This window comes from Pedobacter quisquiliarum (assembly GCF_014642175.1).
Lineage (GTDB): Bacteria > Bacteroidota > Bacteroidia > Sphingobacteriales > Sphingobacteriaceae > Pedobacter > Pedobacter quisquiliarum.
The window spans coordinates 393729-411395 of record NZ_BMIL01000001.1 but is presented as its reverse complement, the minus strand read 5'-3'; the positions used below and the strand labels follow the sequence as shown (position 1 = coordinate 411395).

The following is a 17667-nucleotide window of genomic DNA, read 5'->3' as shown; positions in this document are numbered from 1 at the left end:
ACTTAAACACCACAAAACTAAATCTATGCTAAGTAAAGCGGAAATCTTTGGCTATACGCCGAGTGAAGAATTTGCCAAGCCAGTAGCTTACTTCTCTATGGAGTTCGCGATTGATCAGGCGCTAAAAATATATAGTGGTGGCCTGGGCTTTTTGGCAGGTTCACATCTTCGTAGTGCTTATGAACTTAAGCAAAACCTGGTCGGCATCGGCATGTTATGGAAGTTCGGCTACTACGATCAGGTGAGAACGAGTGATGCCCTGATGAAAGCAGAATTTGTGGAGAAACAGTATTCCTTCCTTACGGACACTGGCATCATACTTACCGTTCCGGTTCACGATTACCCAGTAAAGGTTAAAGTTTACCTGCTTAAGCCTGAAGTCTTTGGAAGTGCACCGCTGTTTCTATTGTCCACTGATATTCCCGAGAACGATGAGATGTCGAGAAGCATTACGCATCATCTGTATGACGGCAATGAAACCACCCGGATTGCGCAAAGCATCTTACTAGGCATTGGCGGTGGAATGTTGCTGGATGCCTTGGAGCTCAATCCGGAGGTTTACCACTTAAACGAAGGACATGGTGTAGCCTTGGGCTTTTACCTTTATGCCAAGTATAAAAGCCTGGAGGAGATCAAAAAACGTGTTGTGTTTACAACGCATACGCCAGAGATGGCCGGTAATGAATCGCACCGCTACAGCTTGCTGAAGGACATGTCCTTCTTCTATCATATACAGGAACATGAAGCAAAATATATCCTGGGTATGGACGGCGATGATTTTAATTTCACGCTGGCCGCACTAAAGTTTGCCCGCAAGGCAAACGGGGTTTCCAAGTTACATGCGGAAGTTGCAAGGCAGATGTGGAGCAGTAATCCCGGTGTGTGCGACATCATAGCTATTACAAATGCACAAAACAAGAAGTTCTGGACAGATAAAGAACTCGCAGCAGCAATTGACCAGGATGATCAAGAGGCAATTGTAAATAGAAAAAAGGCGCTGAAAAAGGATCTTTTCAAAATTGTAGCAGATCAAACCGGCAAACTATTCAAAGCGGATGTGCTCACGGTGGTTTGGGCCAGAAGATTTGCAGGCTACAAACGCGCGGATCTGGTGATGCAGGACTGGGAGCGGTTCGAGAAAATGGTAACAGGCACTACTTATCCGGTGCAGTTTATATGGGCGGGCAAGCCCTACCCAGGCGACCATGGCTCTATTGCGCTTTTCAACCACATCATTTCAAGAGCCAAACCACTTGCAAATTGTACAGTGCTTACGGGTTATGAACTGGGACTTTCTGATGCACTGAAGAAGGGTTCTGATGTCTGGCTGAACAACCCAAGAATGTTTCGCGAAGCTTCAGGCACCAGCGGGATGACAGCGGCTATGAACGGGTCCATCAATCTATCGATGCCGGATGGATGGGTGCCTGAGTTTGCAAGACACATGGAGAATGCATTTGTGATTGCTGCAATGGAGGACCAATCTGCCCCAGAAGCGGTCGACAAACAGGAAAATCGAGCTCTAATGACTTTATTAGAAGAAGAAATTCTGCCTTTGTACTACAACGATCCTGAAAAATGGGTACAAATACTTAAAACTTCTGCTCAAGATGTTGTTCCAGCCTTTGAATCAGCAAGATTGGCCAGGGCGTATTATGAAAAAATGTATTTAGGTTAAATATCTCGTTAACAATTGCAGGTGAACGTGGCGGCTTGCTTTGTGCCGGAACAAATTTTGCAACATTGGACGTGTTAGCTACTAAAATGCAGCTATTCACAGGTTTAAGGAATTTTTACAGGGCTTGTGTGTATTTTTTAGCTACAAAACTGTGCAGTTTTTAAGACGGTTGCGTATTTGTTACACAATAATCTTCTCACAGTTCAAGGTTTGACTTAATTAAACACGTTTATATGGATATACATCACGGAGAAATTGTTGAAAAAGTAGTAAGAAGAAACGGCCATTCGATCACCGATGTGGCGAGATTGACAAATGTAAATCGTAGATCAGTTTACAATTGGTTTAACCAACCAAGGCTTAAACCGGAGATCATTTACAAAATCGGTTGTGTGATTAACCACGACTTTTCTGTTGAGTTACCGCATTTTTTTACACCTGAAGATTTTGAAAAAGGATTTAAGGAACACGCTCCGGTTGAAAAGCGAGTAGAAGAAAATAAAGATATCTGGAAAGATAAGTACATAGACTTAATGGAGCGTTATAATGCGCTCTTAGCAGAATGCAGTATGGATCGCGAGATCAGTGGCATCCTGAGTACTATGTCCTAATTATAATTTTACAGCTGTACCCTCGGGTACAGCTGTAAATATTTAAGATTTATACCAGCCATAAGTATGGCTGAACTTGAGCACCATCACAGCTAGTGGCGGCACTTTCAATGACAGGGAGTGTGTCTGCCTGTTCGCAGGGATTGGTGCGGTTTCCAGCACTTTCAGGTTTCGGATGTCGCTGCCACCATAATATAGATCATCGGAGCTGAACACCTCATCATAGTAGCCCATCTTTGGAACACCCAGGCGGTAATTGTTCCAGACCTGCGGATTGAAGTTGGCCACAAAGATGAGCGTATCCGCTTCATCCTCCCCTTTTCGCATCCAGGAGATCACAGACCTTTCTGCGTCATCTGCGTTTATCCACTCAAAGCCTTCATGTGAAAAATTGAATTTATATAACGCTGGTTGATCCCGATACAGCTTATTCAGATCCCTTACCAGGCGCTGTATGCCCTGATGATCAGGATTGTTATTCTCATGCCAGTCCAGACTGTAATCGTGGCGCCATTCATGCCGCTGTGCAAACTCTCCACCCATGAAGATCATCTTAGCACCTGGGTGTCCAAACATGTACGCATATAAGAGTCTTAAGTTTGCGAATTGCTGCCAGTTGTCACCCGGCATCTTGTTGATCAGCGAAGCCTTTCCATATACCACTTCATCATGCGAGAGCGGCAAGGTAAAACGTTCTGAGAAGGCGTACATCATGCTGAAGGTAAGTTGCCCTTGTCTGTACTTTCTGTAGATCGGGTCTGTCTGCAGGTAACCGAGCGTATCGTGCATCCAACCCATCATCCATTTCATATCAAAGCCGAGGCCGCCGTCGGCCACGGGATGCGTAACGCCCGGCCAGGAGGTCGACTCTTCAGCAACGGTAAATACATCCTGATATTCGGTGTGGATAACCTGATTCAATTCCTGCAGAAAGCTGATGGAATCGAGGTTTTCACGGCCGCCATGGATGTTCGGTACCCATTCTCCGTCATTTCGGGAATAATCCAGGTAGAGCATGGACGCAACAGCATCCACTCTTAAGCCGTCGATGTGATAATTCTCCAGCCAGAATATGGCATTGGAGATCAGGAATGCCCGAACTTCATTTCTGCTCAGGTTGAATATGAAGCTCTTCCAGTCTGGATGGAATCCCTTTCTGGGATCTTCCCATTCATACAAATGCGTGCCATCAAAATATCCAGGACCGTGCTCATCTGTTGGGAAATGTGAGGGTACCCAGTCCAGAATCACACCAATGCCGGCCTGGTGCAGCTTGTCGATCAAATACATGAAATCCTGTGTGGTACCATAGCGGCTACTCGGTGCGTAGAAGCCTACGACCTGATAACCCCAGGATCCGTAGAATGGATGTTCCATCACCGGCATAAACTCCACATGTGTGAAGTTCATGTACTGACAATACGCGGGTAGCTGTTCCGCCAGTTCACGGTAGGTTAGAAACGAATTTGGCTGCTCGTTGTCGACGCGACGCCAGGATCCGAGGTGAACCTCATAAATGGAAAGCGGTTTCTCCAGCGGGTTTTGCAATTTCCGCTGTGCCATCCAGGTTTCATCATTCCAGGTATAGGTAAGATCCCAGGTAACACTTGCGGTATGCGGCGGCGTCTCCCAGTGAAAGGCATAAGGGTCGCCTTTCTCTACCTGATAACCACTATGCGATTCAATGAAGTACTTGTAGTATTCTGCGGCACCAAGCCCGGGTATAAAGCATTCCCATATCCCGGAGCTATCCCAACGTACTGACATGGGATGACTGCTTCGGTTCCAGCCATTGAAGTTACCGATAACACTTGCCTGCTTCGCATTCGGCGCCCAGACGGCAAAATATGTCCCTTTAACTCCAGCATGTTCAACCAGGTGCGAACCGAGTTTATTAAACAGCTGGTGGTGTTTTCCATCCTTGAACAGTTGAATGTCTTCGTCAGAAAATAACGAAAACCATGCGGGCGGTTCTACCACTTTTTTGCTCTTGACCACTTTTATCTTCGCCATTCTTTATCTGCTTAAACTGTTACGCTTCTATTCTTTTCAACAATCGCCTTGATGCCACGCAGGGGTACAATAACCCAGTCCGGACGATTGTTTAATTCATAATTCAACTCATAAATTGCCTTCTGCAAGATGTAGGTTTGCAGCAGCGTTTCCAAATCCGCAGCATTGTCGGGCACAATTGGTGCGTTGCCAACTTTCTCCATGTACGATTTCAAGAAGAAACCGCTCATATAGTGGTACCATTGTTCTACATAGGGAAGCAGTACATTGATGTCTTCCTTGCGGATTTGATTATCCAGGAATAAACTTCCAAAGGCGGCATAATGGAATGAACGGATCATACCTGCAACATCACGTAGTGCCGAGTATTTCAAACGTCGCTCACTATAACTTCTCGATGGCTCCCCTTCAAAATCCAGGATAAGGAAATCTTTTCCGGTGAACAACACCTGCCCCAGGTGGAAGTCGCCATGTATACGGATTTTGTTAACGTCTATCTTACGGCTGTAAACCTGCTTCAGAATGGTTAAGATCTCATCTTTCATTTTAAGCACTTCTTCAGCCTCTGCACGGATTGCAGGATCAAGCGATTTCATGTTCTTGCTTAAGCTTGAAAATGCAACGCGCACCAGCGATTGTAAGGACGAGAACAAAGATCGTTGATAATGCAGCGAGAATGGCTCTGGCGTAAATGCAGGATCATTGGTATCATGGCTTAAGGCCAGGTGCATTTCTGCTGTCCTTTCACCAAGTAAAAGGCAGTTTTCAGCGACTGTCCCCTCCAGCAATTCCTGTAAAGATTGTGGTACCTGCTCAAATTCAACCGGCGCAGTAAGCTTACCTACGAGTTCAGGCAAGCTGAAGGTGGAATCCATGGTCGAAAGGATCTTCTCATTAAAATCGTCCAGGCGATCCAGCATATACGCCCAGCCATCGCTGGTGCTTTTCACCATTTCCTGCATCATACCCAGTACCATGGTATCCTTACCGAACTTCCATTCAATGGCACCTACATAGCCTGGTGTGTGCTTGAAGCCTGCGTTTTCGCTCAAGTGACGACTCAGCTCCACATCCGGATTGATTGCACGGTCTACCTTCCGGTAGATCTTCAGGTAAAAAGTATTGTCGTATGTGATGGACGTGTTGCTCTGCTCTGCGGAAATCACACGAGGTTTTGTCTTTGGATTTTCCTGCACATGTTTACGCAGGGCTTTGTTGCCGTGGAACAACAGTTCGGAACGATTTTGTGGCACATGTTGGCTTACTGCCATATTGCTCAAAATGGCCTGTTGCAATTCGATGCCGTAAATTGCGTCATAAAGTACCGCATCTTCTCCGTTTATTTTCAGAAAGGCAATGACAGATTGCGGGCAATTGTCCTGCAACTTATAAGAAAACTGGCCGATACCACAGGCAACCGGAATCTGGTACATGTCTGGTAGTCCGTCCCTGTAGGAAACCTCCAGGAGTAGCACAAAGGCATTGTTTTCTTCCATCGGCAGGGTTGCGTGGTCGATGATTTTCACGTTTTCCATACCTCTGCCCTTACCGCCGAACCAGCGTAAACGCATCATGTACTTTGGAAGGATCTCCGTTTCAAGTTGTGCGATAACCTCCGGTTTAAGGAGGTCTTTCCATTTGTTTATGTTGATGGTATGAATTTGCACGTCCGTTTCAAGTTCCGGATGCACTTTCTCCAGGATAAAGCTTTGTGTAGCGTATGCGCCTAAAGTAAAGAAATATGGGATATCTTCCCTGATTTGCGGGAAGCGGTTGCGGCTAAGGATTTCTACAGGTACGTAGCCTTTGAAGGTATCTAGATCAAGTTCTGCAACTTGAGCGAATCTCGAGAGGTTAGCTACGATCAGCATTGTCTCGTCTTCAAAAGTTCTGGTGAACGCAAAAACCTTTGCGTTCTCACTCTGCACAAACTTCATGTCTCCACGGCTCAGCGCCTTGTATTTCTTTCTGGTGCTGATCACACGCTTCATCCACCACAATAATGATGAGGTATTTCTGGATTGCAGTTCCACATTGACAGATTCATAATGAAACTGAGGATCCAGGATAAGTGGCAGATAGAGTTGCTGTGGATTGGCTTCAGAGAAGCCGGCATTCCGGTCTGAGTGCCACTGCATCGGCGTACGAACACCGTCGCGATCACCCAGGTAGAAGTTATCACCCATACCGATTTCATCGCCATAATAGATCACGGGTGTACCTGGCAGCGTAAAAAGCAAGGAATTCATCAGCTCAATCTTGCGTCTGTTGTTTTCCAGTAATGGTGCAAGGCGATGTCTGATGCCCAGGTTGATTCTGGCTTTCGGATCTTTAACATACACCTTATACATGTAGTCACGCTCCTCATCAGTTACCATTTCCAGCGTTAACTCATCATGGTTACGCAGGAAAATCCCCCATTGGCAATTTTCTGGAATTGGTGGGGTTTGATCAAAGATATCGGTGATCGGGTATTTATCTTCCATCTGCAGGGCCATAAACATACGTGGCATCAGCGGAAAATGGTAGTTCATCTGGCACTCGTCGCCATCGCCAAAATACGCAGCGGAATCTTCCGGCCACATGTTTGCCTCTGCGAGCAATAAAGTTCCGGGAAAGTGATCGTCTACGTACTTGCGGAGCTTCTTTAAAAAGTCATGTGTTTCTGGTAAATTCTCACAGTTGGTACCATCGCGCTCAAAAAGATAAGGCACGGCATCAAGCCTGAAACCATCAACCCCCATTTTACACCAGTAGTCCATTACTTTGATTACTTCCTGCTGCACTGCGGGATTATCAAAGTTTAAGTCGGGCTGATGATGGAAGAATCGATGCCAGAAGTACTGTTTCGCAACCGGGTCCCAGGTCCAGTTGGAAGTTTCGTAATCCTGGAAAATGATCCTCGCGTCTTTGAACTGTGTGGGATCATCGGTCCATACATAATAATCTCTATAGTTGGACCCTTTAGGCGCTTTCCGTGCACGCTGGAACCATGGATGCTGATCTGAAGTGTGGTTGATGACCAACTCTGTGATCACACGGAGCCCACGTTTGTGTGCTTCTTTTAAGAAAGCTTTAAACTGTTTTATATCGCCATAAGAGGGATTGATGTTGTAGTAGTCAGCAATATCATATCCATCATCACGAAGCGGTGATGGATAGAAAGGCAGTAGCCAGATGGCGGTGACACCAAGATCGGCCAGGTAGGGTATTTTTTCGATTAGCCCTTTGAAGTCGCCGATACCGTCGCAGTTCCCATCGCGGAAAGCCTTGATGTGCAATTCATAAATGATTGCGTCCTTATACCAGTGTATGTTCTCGTCAATGCGATTATTTTTTTCAGCCATGGTTGTATTTGCTTATTGTTCTATTCTAAAGATGTGTGCCGGCATGAGGTATGGATTCAATTCCACATATTGCCATTCGCCCTGCCAATGGTATTCGTCGCCACTTAAAAGATCCTGAACGCGGTACGGGCTGCCTGGTGTGATACCGAGCAGTGCTTCCGGAATGCGGACAGATGCAGAATGTGTATTCCAGAAGTCGAGGTTGACTGCAACAATTAACTTGTTGTTGGTCATCGGATCCGTTTTGATGTAGCAAATGATCTGATCGTTGGTGGTTTCCGCAAACTCGATGTTCCATGTACTTTGCAGCGCAGGGTTTTCTTTCCGAAGGCGGTTCACCCGGATCATGATTTCCCGGATGCGGGTATATTTATCCCAATCCCAGTGGTGTATTTCGTATTTCTCGTTATCTACATATTCTTCCTTCGCACCATGTGGCACGTTGATACCAAACTCATATACCGGTCCGTAAACGCCATAGCTGGAGGATAGTGTAGCCGCCAGAATCAGTCTGGTGATATGCGCATTCTCCCCTCCTGTGATTAATGCCGGCGGAAGAATGTCGGGCGTATTTGGCCAGAAGTTCGGTCTGAAGTAGTACCGCATTTCGGTCTTGGTCAGCTCTGTCAGGTATTCTTCGATTTCCTTCTTTGTGTTGCGCCAGGTGAAGTAGGTGTACGATTGGTTGAAGCCAGCTTTGGCAAGTCGCTCCATTACTCTGGGCCGTGTAAAGGCTTCTGCCAGGAAGAGTACTTCGGGATTTTTATTCCGGATTTCTGCGATGGTCCACTCCCAGAATCTAAACGCCTTTGTATGTGGATTATCGATACGGAATATGGTCACACCGGCATCTACCCAGTAAGCAATAACATCCTTAAGTTCTGTCCACAGGTTTTCCCAGTCGTCTGTTTCAAAGTTAAAAGGCAGAATATCTTCATAACGCTTGGGTGGGTTCTCTGCATATTGCACGGTGCCATCAGGTCTCCAGATGAACCACTCGGGGTGGGCTTTTACGTAAGGATGGTCCGGTGCACATTGAAACGCGATATCCATGGCAATTTCGATGCCCATGCTTTTGGCTGTGACCACAAGCTTTTTGAAATCATTCAGGGTGCCCAGCTCCGGATGGATGGCTTTATGGCCGCCCCTACGGTTTCCAATTGCCCAAGGGGACCCTGGATCATCTGCTGTCGCTTCCAGGGAGTTGTTTTTACCTTTCCTGTTCTTCTCCCCTATGGGGTGTATCGGTGGGAAATACAAAACATCAAAGCCCATCTGCGCTACCCGTGGCAATAAGGTCATCACATCCTTGAAAGTTCCATGTTTACCAGGCACTTTCGAGGCTGATCTTGGGAAGAGCTCGTACCAGGTGCTAAATGCAGCTTTCTTCCGCTCGATTTCGATCTGGAAGACTGGAGAAGAGCTTATGATGTCTTCTGGTCGGTAAGGAAACATTAAATCGGCGAGCGCTTCGTCAAGTGCCAGTTCCACGGCTTCCGCTGGTGTAGCTGCCTGCTCGAGCCGCTGGGCCCAGTCCTGTATAGCAGATGCATGCTCCGGAAGCGCCGCACTTGCCTTTTCGAGCAACAATAAGCCGATCTGTATTTCTACAGCAATGTCCTGCCCTGCATCAAACTTCTTTTTAAGTCCTTTTTTCCAGTTTGTGTAATGGTCTTCCCAGCCTTCGATCCAGAAGCTGTGTTTGCCCATTTCAGTGAAGGTATGTTCAACAGTCCAGTAGTCATTTATCTGAAAAACCAGTGGCAGCTCCTGCACCTGCTCATCAGCAGCGTTGCGGAGGTAAAGACTCGCAGCGATGGCATCATGGCCATCGCCAAATACGTCTGCCGAAAAGGAAATGGTATCGCCAATTACAGCCTTTGCCGGGTAGTTCCCGCCTTCAACCACAGGCTTAACATTACTGATAATAACTCTAGTTTTACCGCTTGCTTTTATCATCTATTGAAAATTGGTTACTATATAAATCGCAAGGGCATGCTAATGTTTTACAAAGACCCCCAATCTTCATTAAACCGAATTAATACGCTTAAACAACACTCGCATAATGTGTTAAGGACGGAATAGCCACAGTATTAATATCATGAACATGCGTGATATATATAGGCTTGATAGGTTTCAAATACAGCCAAATGTCATCTCTGCAGCATTAATAGGTATATCGGAAAAAACCGATATATATTTGCAACATGGATCAGGTAGACATTTTTAAAGCGCTTTCAAACAAGACCAGATTGCAGATACTGAGCTGGCTGAAAGACCCGGAGACGAACTTTGTTGAACAAAGTGCGATGGGGTTTGAAAATGGCGTTTGCGTAGGTCAGATCCAGAAGAAGACCGGGCTAACACAGTCTACTGTCTCGGAATACCTTGCTGTTTTACAGCGGGCAGGTCTGGTTAGCGCGGCCCGTGTAGGTCAATGGACTTACTACCGTCGTGACGAGGCGGCCATCAAGGCGCTGTTAGCGCGTATTAATATTGAATTATAAAAGCTTAATTAATATACATACTTATGAGTAATGAGAGCCTTTTCAAACCATTTAGTTTGAAGTCTTTGAATATCAAAAATAGAATTGTTATGGCGCCGATGACCCGGTCATTTTCTCCAGGTGGCGTCCCTACCCCGGAAGTTGCGGCTTATTATCGCAGAAGAGCCGAAGGCGAAGTTGGACTGATCCTTTCAGAAGGAACGGTAATTGATCGTCCGGCATCCTCTAACGACGGCTCGGTACCACATTTCTATGGCGATGCGGCACTTAAGGGCTGGAAGCAGGTTATAGACGGAGTACATGCGGGTGGCGGACTGATGGGCCCGCAAATCTGGCACATGGGCATTATGGATAACCACCCTTCGGGCTGGTTACCGCCAACAACTTTTGAAGGACCATCTGGTTTAAACCGCCCGGGCTTCAATAATGGGAATACGATGACAGATGCAGATATTGCCGATACCATCGCGGCCTTCGGTCGTGCGGCAGCAGATGCGAAAAGATTAGGGTTTGACTGTGTGGAAATTCATGGTGCACACGGTTATCTTATCGACCAGTTTTTCTGGGAGGGTACAAACGAGCGTACCGATAGCTTTGGTGGTAAAACTTTAGCAGAACGTAGCCGCTTTGCGATTGAGGTTATTAAAGAAGTTCGTCGCGCTGTTGGTGAAGATTTCGCCGTAATCATCAGGCTTTCACAATTTAAACCATCCGCATACACGAACAAACTGGCGGCAACACCTGAAGAAATGGAACAATGGTTGACGCCTATGGCTGATGCTGGTGTGGATATTTTCCACTGTTCACAACGTCGTTTCTGGGAGCCGGAATTTGAAGGTTCGGACTTGAACTTTGCGGGTTGGGCGAAAAAGGTTACGGGTAAGGCAACCATTACGGTAGGTTCTGTTGGTCTGACCGGGGAATTCCTTGCAGCGTTCGCTGGCGAAAGTTCAGCACCTTCGTCACTTGATGAACTGTTGCGCAGAATGGATCGTGGTGACTTTGATTTAGTTGGCGTGGGTCGTGCAATTCTGGCGGATCCAAACTGGACGGAGAAAGTGAAAAATCACCGTACAGCCGACCTTAAAGGCTTTAGTAAAGAAGCGTTAGGACAATTACTATAAACCTGACCTTGTAAAATGTGCTATTCCAATTGGGATAGCACATTTTTTATGTACAATAGTTTTTATCTTTGGATATGAGAAAATTCAGATATATACTTGTCCTATTCTGTATAGCAGCAGGCTTTGCAGCTTGTAAAAAATCTTCCAGTAGCAATTTCGACGTGGCTGCGCAGCTCGCTGCAGACACCGCAGCAATCCGTGCCTACATCGTTAAGAATAACATACCAGCTTTAAAGCATGAGTCTGGCGTATTTTACCAAATCATTGCGCCGGGTAACGGCAATGTAGAATACAAGCCGAGCACATTGGTAACCGCACACTATTCTGGTCGTGTACTTGGAAATACGGCAACTTTCGACACCACTGAAGGTGGAGCAGCTCGCGAGTTCCCACTAGGCGGTGTAATTGCAGGCTGGCAGATTGGTATTCCGATGATCCAAAAAGGTGGAACGATCAGAATTATCATCCCTTCCTATTATGGTTACGGAAACAGAGGAACCGGACCGATCCCGCCAAATTCGATCTTAGACTTCAACATCACGTTAACTGACGTTTACTAATCCGATCTTTAGATTGGTGAAAAGCTTATCTGGGTTTGTTAAAAAGATCCGGATAAGCTTTTTTTAATGCAGAGACAGCAATTTCAATTAACTGTAGATTCTGTAATTGATGCCCATGCTGCACCTCAACATTGATGTAAGGAATATTCTTCTGCATGGCGTAAAGTGACAGCGATCCATCATCTGCAGCATCCCTGCTTTGTAGCACGACATTCACGTTGTGCTTTTTTATTTCCGTAAATAACTTATTATCAGTTACTAGAATGAGATCATCCGGATCCATACTGAAATTGATGTGCAAAGAATCTGCGACCAGCTCCAACTCGTAGCCTTTCAAATAAGAGTTGATTCCGAAGGCACCGTCTGTATTGTTATGTAGGGTAAATATATAATCAGGTTTGCCGGCATGATAGAACTCAAGGATCATTTCTGCTGCGCTGTTCAAGCTTGCATTAACATCCGGATGCGTGGCACCATAATATTCCAGGCCTTCCATAATGCCGTAAGCAGAGTAAATTTTATTGGGGTCGATCTGATATCTACGATCCTGATGACTGAAGCTATAGTTCCGGACGCCGCCATATTGCGAATCTACAAGACTTCCTCCGCTGAATCTGATGTATTCAAAACCAGCTTTAACACCAGTATCCTCATTATCGTGTATCACCAGGAATTTAACATTAGGCTTCCCGTAGCTATACTTCACAAGTTTTAACGGCAGGGAGTACATGTCGAGGTAAAGGCTATCCATGTTCATGCCTTCAAACACCGGAGGATGTTGCGCGTACGCAAGTGTTGAACCAAGTGAAATGTTGATGAAAGCAAACAGGAATAGCAACTTACAGGTTAACTTCTGAATCATTCATTTAAAGGATAAGGGTTTTGATTGATGTCGCTGATTAGATGTCCAACCAGGCGCAGTCGATAGCAGTTCATAGCCGTTTCACCCAGTTGGGCGACCAGCTTGTAGTTTGCAATCGCACCGACCGCAGCGCCAATAACCGGAACGAGTTGCGCCATCTTAGCCAGGTCAATGTAGTCGCGATACTCCTGCTGGAAACTGCGCCAGTCGAAGTCCTCCGCCTTTTCCGGCAGGGTTCTGGCGAATTCGTTCCAGCCCAGGATGTGTTGGTATACCGCATTGCGCCGCTGCTGACTGGAGAAAGCGAGTTGAAAAACATACAAAATGTACAGTCTTTCGCGGTAATCTTTTACATCAAAACCGTATAGTGAGGCAATGTCGAACAGGAGCTTCATCTTTAAGCCAATGAGTACCGGAAAGTCTGCAAGCCCCATCAACAAGCCTCCTGCGCCAGTTACGGCACCCTCCAGGGATGCGGTTTTCTGATAGAATGAAATTTGATTACGCACGTATGCTTCCCGGTACACGAGCGTGCCGTTGGTCATTTTTCTACCTGTGGTGTATTCGGCACCAAAGAGTACCGCCTTGAAGAGCTTTTCCATGGTAACGGTAATGGCTTTATGCACCTTTTCAGGGATGTACCCATTTATTTTGTCTTGTACCCGCTTAGAAAGCCGGTCTGTAAAAGAAGGTGCGCTGCTCATTTTCTTATGCCAGAACAGTAGGTCTGTACGGACGCTATCCTCGTAGTTATTCATTGATTATCTTGCATAATTGTGCCCTTAAGCTATGTAATATTTTTATCTTACCCCTTGATCGGGCTCTACAATTTTGTTACTTCAGTTTAAATCTGTCAAATTTCATGCAAAGAAGAAGTTTTCTAAAATCCGGATCACTTGCGGCAGTTGGCCTGGGTGTTCTGAGCAGCTCGTCCTGCAGCATTATTGTTGAAGAAAGTAAGCAAAGCCAGGCCGCAAAGTCAGCGCTGGATTTCGAACTTAACGAAGTGACCATCCAGATGTTACAGTCGAGCATGGTCGATAAATTGCGCAGCGCGAGGTCTATTGCGGAGCAATACTTAAAGCGTATCGCAGAGGTAGACAAAAAGGGTCCGCAGCTGAACGCCGTTATAGAACTTAATCCAGACGCATTGGCCATAGCGGACGAGATGGACAAAGAACGTGCAGCTGGAAAAGTACGCGGCCCTATGCATGGGATACCCGTATTGATAAAAGACAATATAGATACTGCAGATAAAATGCACACCACTGCTGGGGCACTTGCCCTTGCCGATAACATTGCGTCACAGGATGCGCATATTGTAAAGCGCCTGCGCGCTGCCGGCGCCGTAATTCTGGGGAAAACCAATCTCAGTGAATGGGCCAACTTCCGTTCTTCAGATTCGACGAGTGGCTGGAGCAGCCGCGGCGGTCAAACGAAAAACCCGTACATACTAAACCGTAATCCAAGTGGATCGAGTGCTGGATCAGGATCTGCCGTGGCTGCAAACCTTTGTGCAATAGCGATTGGTACAGAAACGGACGGCTCCATCGTATCCCCCAGCTCCGTATGCGGCGGTGTCGGTTTTAAACCAACCGTAGGCCTGTGGAGCCGGAGTGGCATTATTCCCATCTCCAAAACGCAGGATACCGCAGGGCCGATGGCTAGAAATGTAAGTGATGCAGCGATCTTACTTGGGGCGCTTGCCGGAGAAGATCCACGAGACCCCTATACGAAGGAGAGCCGCGGCAAGGGCCTGGAAGATTATACCCGGTTTCTGGATGCTGAAGGGCTGAAAGGCAAAAGACTGGGCGTTGAGAAATCGGCCTTAACGGCGGGTAACCTCGCCGCCCAAGCATTGCTCAAGGAAGCATTGGACCTGATGCGCAGTAAAGGTGCAACCATCGTGGAAATAGAATTGCTGAAGCCACTTCGTGTGATCGGTAACGCCGAGTTCACGGTGTTGCTGTATGAATTTAAAGCCGGCGTTAACGATTACCTCAGTCACGCAAACTCTGCCATGAAGAATCTGGCTGACGTCATTGCATTTAATAAGCAGAATGAAAGCAAGGCCATGCCCTTTTTTAAACAAGAAACACTGGAGCTTGCACAGTCCAAGGGTGGTCTTGATCAGGCAGAATATACAGAAGCTTTAAAGAAATCGAGTTTAGAAACCCGTAAGATCATAGACGACATCATGGATAAGAATCGGCTGGATGCAGTTGTCGGACCGACCAATGGCTTTGCAGTGTGTATAGATCTGGTAAACGGCGATTACGGAAACGGTTTTTCTTTTTCTTCTCCAGCAGCAAAAGCGGGGTATCCACATATTACAGTTCCAATGGGTGCCTGGCATGACTTACCTATGGGCATTTCATTTTTTGGCAAGGCTTTTACGGAGCCTGAACTGATTCGTATTGCTTATGCGTACGAGCAGGCAAGTCGAAAACGTAAGGCTCCAAGTTTCAACCCGGCCCTATTTGGTTAAAACCAATATTATCTGCTTTTGTTAGGTTAAAAAATTGTTAAGAATGAATGATGAATTTCTGCACTATCCCGCCGCACCGATTGCCTTAAAAATGGCGGTATCACTTGGCATTGGGATGCTCATTGGTATGGAACGTAAATGGTCGAACAAAGAGATGGGTATCCGCTCTTTTTCGATGGTCGCACTGTTGGGTATGCTTGCTTCGGTGATCGGCACAAACTTCGTTATAGCGTCTTTAGCTGGCGTTTTATTACTGGTACTTTTAAATAATGGGCGGAACATTCTGGTAGATCGCACGCTGGAAATCACCACCTCTGTGGCCTTGATCGTCACCTATGTGTTGGGGGTGCTTGTCGGGCTGGGTCATATATTTCTGCCTGTTGCAGGTTCTATAGCCATCATGATGCTATTGGCCTGGAAGGCGGAATTGAACAAATTTGCAGGCGGCCTCAAACCCGCTGAGGTTCGAAGTGCCGTCCTGCTCGGCTTAATTGGATTCGTCATTTACCCGATCATGCCTGATCGTTATATAGACCCCTGGGGTTTATTCAATCCCGGCGATGCCTGGGTAAGCGTTATTGCCATATCGGGCATTGGCTTTTTAAACTACTTTTTACTGCGGGTATTCAGCACGAATGGGCTCTACCTGGGCGCAATCTTTGGTGGACTGGTGAATAGCACGGCTACGCTTGCGGAAACAAGTCAGCGGGTACAACAGGCCGGACTGACTTCTAAAATCAGCACTTTGTGCCTGTTAACGACCATTGCCATGTTCGCGCGCAACCTCATCCTCTTACTCATATTCTCTCCATTATCCATAACGTCGACATTTTTACCAATCCTGGTGATGTCCGTTCTATCGGCTTTATGGATCTGGAAAGATCATACGGATGAGAAAGAAGATTCCGGGAACCTGCCAGCCTTAAAGCTTGCTTCTCCCATTTCCCTGAAAAATGTATTGATCTTTGGATTGATATTCGTGATCATCGCAATTGGCGGAACACTGCTCACCAAGCTATTTGGTAACTACGGTATTATGGCAACAGGATTTTTCGGTGGGTTTGTAAGTAGTGCGAGTACGACTGCGGCCGCAGCGACAATGGCGAGCCATGAAAAGATCTCCGCATCCCTGGCAGGAAGCGTAACCATTGTAACTTCACTTACGAGTGCCTTGGTAAGCTTGCCCATTGTTTGGAAAATCGTGAAGGACAGAGCAGCAGTTAGAAAGCTAACTTTCCAACTGCTGAGTGTTTTATTTGCCGGTATTGCGGTGGTGATCCTGGACCGGTATTTTGAATTCTCAGAACAGCTCATCAACATCAATCCAGACATGTTCAAGTCTTAATTTGTTGCTTTCGCTACCGCGTTTTGCGAACTAACAGCAGACTTAGCGCTGTTGTAGCGAGCAATCCGGCAGCAATATATTTCCGGTGGGCCTTTGGGCGCCCCGGTAATCCCCATCCTCCGAAAACAGCATTGCCAAAGGCAAGGGTATTGAAGATGTTCCCATTCGTTTTACCGGAGTCTTTTGCCTGATTCAGGTATGTAGAAATGACGGCCTTGGTTATGGTAAGTGTAATGCCTGGTAAAATACCGTAAGCGAGACGGATCAGGTTTGAAATGCTGCCGACCATCAGTTCCGAGCGGGGATTCTCAGCAAGGGAGACAATGGCCATGGCGAGTCTTCGCGGATCGTACACAGGTGGTGCAGGTTTAAGCACTTTACCGGTATAATTGGCGGCATGTTGTATGCCTGGGGAATCCAGGAATGCGGGATAGGCATCACAAACATGGATATCCGGGAAGTCCTTTAGCTCTGCTTTAAGTGCTGAGGAGAATCCACGAATACCGAACTTGCTTGCGGAGTAACCCACGCCATAGGGTACCGGCATGAAACCGCCGATTGAAATATTATTGATCAGTATGCCCCTGCCCTGCTTTTTAAAGTAAGGCATGACCGCGTGAGCGCCGTAGATATATCCTAGCAGGTTTGTACGTATTACTTGTTCCGTAACTTCTAAGGGTGTGTCTGTGAAAGAGCCAACGGCGAGTATACCGGCATTGTTTACCCAGACATCAATGCCATTGCCGAAGTCATCCGCTTCGGACGCTAAATTGATCAAAGCGGTGGGTTCACTTACATCCGTCTGTACGCATTTCACCTCAGCACCGAGCGCTCTGCACTCTTCTGCGGTTTCCTCCAGTGCGACCATATTTCTTGCTGCAAGCACCAGTTTATTTGCTTGCTGCGCAAATTCCAGGGCAATAGCCTTACCAGCTCCACTTGAAGCGCCGGTTATTACGATTGTTTTTTGATTCAGCATATTGGTTGTTTTTAGTAAACAACTTCTGCCCACAGAATAAGTTTTGTGTAATTGAATTAACCGGTTTCAGGCTTCAGACCCATGTAATCTCATCCCTATTTTTTTGGTATATTATTTGGAGTACTAGGGCGCTTTCCGTAGTTTTATTGTTTT

The 17667-nt window shown here is 46.5% G+C and carries 13 protein-coding genes; 7 read left to right on the top strand and 6 right to left on the bottom strand.

The features are described 5' to 3' along the window. Positions 1–25: 25 nt before the first annotated feature. The gene (glgP, locus tag IEW69_RS01850; protein WP_188625116.1) at positions 26–1678 is read left to right on the top strand and encodes an alpha-glucan family phosphorylase; all 1653 of its coding nucleotides are present in this window, start codon (positions 26–28) and stop codon (positions 1676–1678) included. 233 nt (positions 1679–1911) lie between these two features. Further along, positions 1912–2289 (top strand): helix-turn-helix domain-containing protein, encoded by a 378-nt coding sequence (locus tag IEW69_RS01845; RefSeq protein WP_188625115.1) that lies wholly within the window; start codon positions 1912–1914, stop codon positions 2287–2289. Positions 2290–2331: 42 nt separating this feature from the next. Here the strand turns inward: IEW69_RS01845 and glgB are convergent, their stop codons facing one another. Genes glgB through IEW69_RS01830 form a run of 3 tightly spaced genes read right to left on the bottom strand, consistent with a single transcriptional unit; the run spans position 2332 to position 9608 of the window. After that, complete coding sequence (glgB, locus tag IEW69_RS01840; RefSeq protein ID WP_188625114.1) at positions 2332–4302, bottom strand: 1,4-alpha-glucan branching protein GlgB; 1971 nt, start codon at positions 4300–4302, stop codon at positions 2332–2334. Between the two features lie 11 nt (positions 4303–4313). Continuing rightward, entirely contained in the window at positions 4314–7649 is a 3336-nt protein-coding gene (gene treS, locus IEW69_RS01835; protein WP_188625113.1) for a maltose alpha-D-glucosyltransferase, read from the bottom strand. 12 nt (positions 7650–7661) lie between these two features. Then, complete coding sequence (locus IEW69_RS01830) at positions 7662–9608, bottom strand: alpha-1,4-glucan--maltose-1-phosphate maltosyltransferase (protein ID WP_188625112.1); 1947 nt, start codon at positions 9606–9608, stop codon at positions 7662–7664. Between the two features lie 248 nt (positions 9609–9856). Here IEW69_RS01830 and IEW69_RS01825 point away from each other — a divergent pair, with 248 nt between their 5' ends. The 3 genes from IEW69_RS01825 to IEW69_RS01815 all read left to right on the top strand — a co-directional run bounded on the left by IEW69_RS01825 (position 9857) and on the right by IEW69_RS01815 (position 11840). Next, complete coding sequence (locus IEW69_RS01825; RefSeq protein ID WP_188625111.1) at positions 9857–10156, top strand: ArsR/SmtB family transcription factor; 300 nt, start codon at positions 9857–9859, stop codon at positions 10154–10156. A gap of 23 nt (positions 10157–10179) precedes the next feature. Continuing rightward, a complete protein-coding gene (locus IEW69_RS01820; protein ID WP_188625110.1) occupies positions 10180–11280 on the top strand; it encodes an NADH:flavin oxidoreductase in 1101 nt (366 codons plus the stop codon). A gap of 74 nt (positions 11281–11354) precedes the next feature. Further along, the gene (locus IEW69_RS01815; protein ID WP_188625109.1) at positions 11355–11840 is read left to right on the top strand and encodes an FKBP-type peptidyl-prolyl cis-trans isomerase; all 486 of its coding nucleotides are present in this window, start codon (positions 11355–11357) and stop codon (positions 11838–11840) included. Between the two features lie 25 nt (positions 11841–11865). Here IEW69_RS01815 and IEW69_RS01810 read toward each other — a convergent pair whose 3' ends face one another. Together IEW69_RS01810 and IEW69_RS01805 are read right to left on the bottom strand one after the other, a co-directional pair. Next, positions 11866–12702 carry a protein kinase family protein gene (locus tag IEW69_RS01810; RefSeq protein WP_188625108.1) on the bottom strand — a complete coding sequence of 279 codons (837 nt, stop codon included), beginning with the start codon at positions 12700–12702 and terminating at the stop codon, positions 11866–11868. Further along, a complete protein-coding gene (locus IEW69_RS01805) occupies positions 12699–13460 on the bottom strand; it encodes an EcsC family protein (RefSeq protein ID WP_188625107.1) in 762 nt (253 codons plus the stop codon). The genes IEW69_RS01810 and IEW69_RS01805 overlap by 4 nt, the downstream gene beginning before the upstream one ends. 104 nt (positions 13461–13564) lie before the next feature. Here IEW69_RS01805 and IEW69_RS01800 point away from each other — a divergent pair, with 104 nt between their 5' ends. Next, on the top strand, positions 13565–15190 hold the full coding sequence (locus IEW69_RS01800) for an amidase (protein ID WP_188625106.1): 1626 nt from the start codon (positions 13565–13567) through the stop codon (positions 15188–15190). Between the two features lie 43 nt (positions 15191–15233). Beyond that, positions 15234–16535 carry an MgtC/SapB family protein gene (locus IEW69_RS01795; protein WP_188625105.1) on the top strand — a complete coding sequence of 434 codons (1302 nt, stop codon included), beginning with the start codon at positions 15234–15236 and terminating at the stop codon, positions 16533–16535. A 13-nt stretch (positions 16536–16548) separates the two neighbouring features. On the opposite strand, the gene IEW69_RS01790 is transcribed toward IEW69_RS01795, so the two are convergent. Next, positions 16549–17514 (bottom strand): SDR family oxidoreductase, encoded by a 966-nt coding sequence (locus tag IEW69_RS01790; protein ID WP_188625104.1) that lies wholly within the window; start codon positions 17512–17514, stop codon positions 16549–16551. Between the last annotated feature and the right edge of the window lie 153 nt (positions 17515–17667).

Bases quoted from the DNA above. Each gene is read 5' to 3' on its own strand.
- IEW69_RS01795 (WP_188625105.1), top strand. From the start codon at position 15,234: ATGAATGATGAATTTCTGCACTATCCCGCCGCACCGATTGCCTTAAAA.
- IEW69_RS01830 (WP_188625112.1), bottom strand. From the start codon at position 9,608: ATGATAAAAGCAAGCGGTAAAACTAGAGTTATTATCAGTAATGTTAAG.
- IEW69_RS01815 (WP_188625109.1), top strand. From the start codon at position 11,355: ATGAGAAAATTCAGATATATACTTGTCCTATTCTGTATAGCAGCAGGC.
- IEW69_RS01790 (WP_188625104.1), bottom strand. From the start codon at position 17,514: ATGCTGAATCAAAAAACAATCGTAATAACCGGCGCTTCAAGTGGAGCT.
- treS (WP_188625113.1), bottom strand. From the start codon at position 7,649: ATGGCTGAAAAAAATAATCGCATTGACGAGAACATACACTGGTATAAG.
- glgP (WP_188625116.1), top strand. From the start codon at position 26: ATGCTAAGTAAAGCGGAAATCTTTGGCTATACGCCGAGTGAAGAATTT.
- IEW69_RS01825 (WP_188625111.1), top strand. From the start codon at position 9,857: ATGGATCAGGTAGACATTTTTAAAGCGCTTTCAAACAAGACCAGATTG.
- IEW69_RS01805 (WP_188625107.1), bottom strand. From the start codon at position 13,460: ATGAATAACTACGAGGATAGCGTCCGTACAGACCTACTGTTCTGGCAT.
- IEW69_RS01820 (WP_188625110.1), top strand. From the start codon at position 10,180: ATGAGTAATGAGAGCCTTTTCAAACCATTTAGTTTGAAGTCTTTGAAT.
- IEW69_RS01810 (WP_188625108.1), bottom strand. From the start codon at position 12,702: ATGATTCAGAAGTTAACCTGTAAGTTGCTATTCCTGTTTGCTTTCATC.
- IEW69_RS01845 (WP_188625115.1), top strand. From the start codon at position 1,912: ATGGATATACATCACGGAGAAATTGTTGAAAAAGTAGTAAGAAGAAAC.
- glgB (WP_188625114.1), bottom strand. From the start codon at position 4,302: ATGGCGAAGATAAAAGTGGTCAAGAGCAAAAAAGTGGTAGAACCGCCC.
- IEW69_RS01800 (WP_188625106.1), top strand. From the start codon at position 13,565: ATGCAAAGAAGAAGTTTTCTAAAATCCGGATCACTTGCGGCAGTTGGC.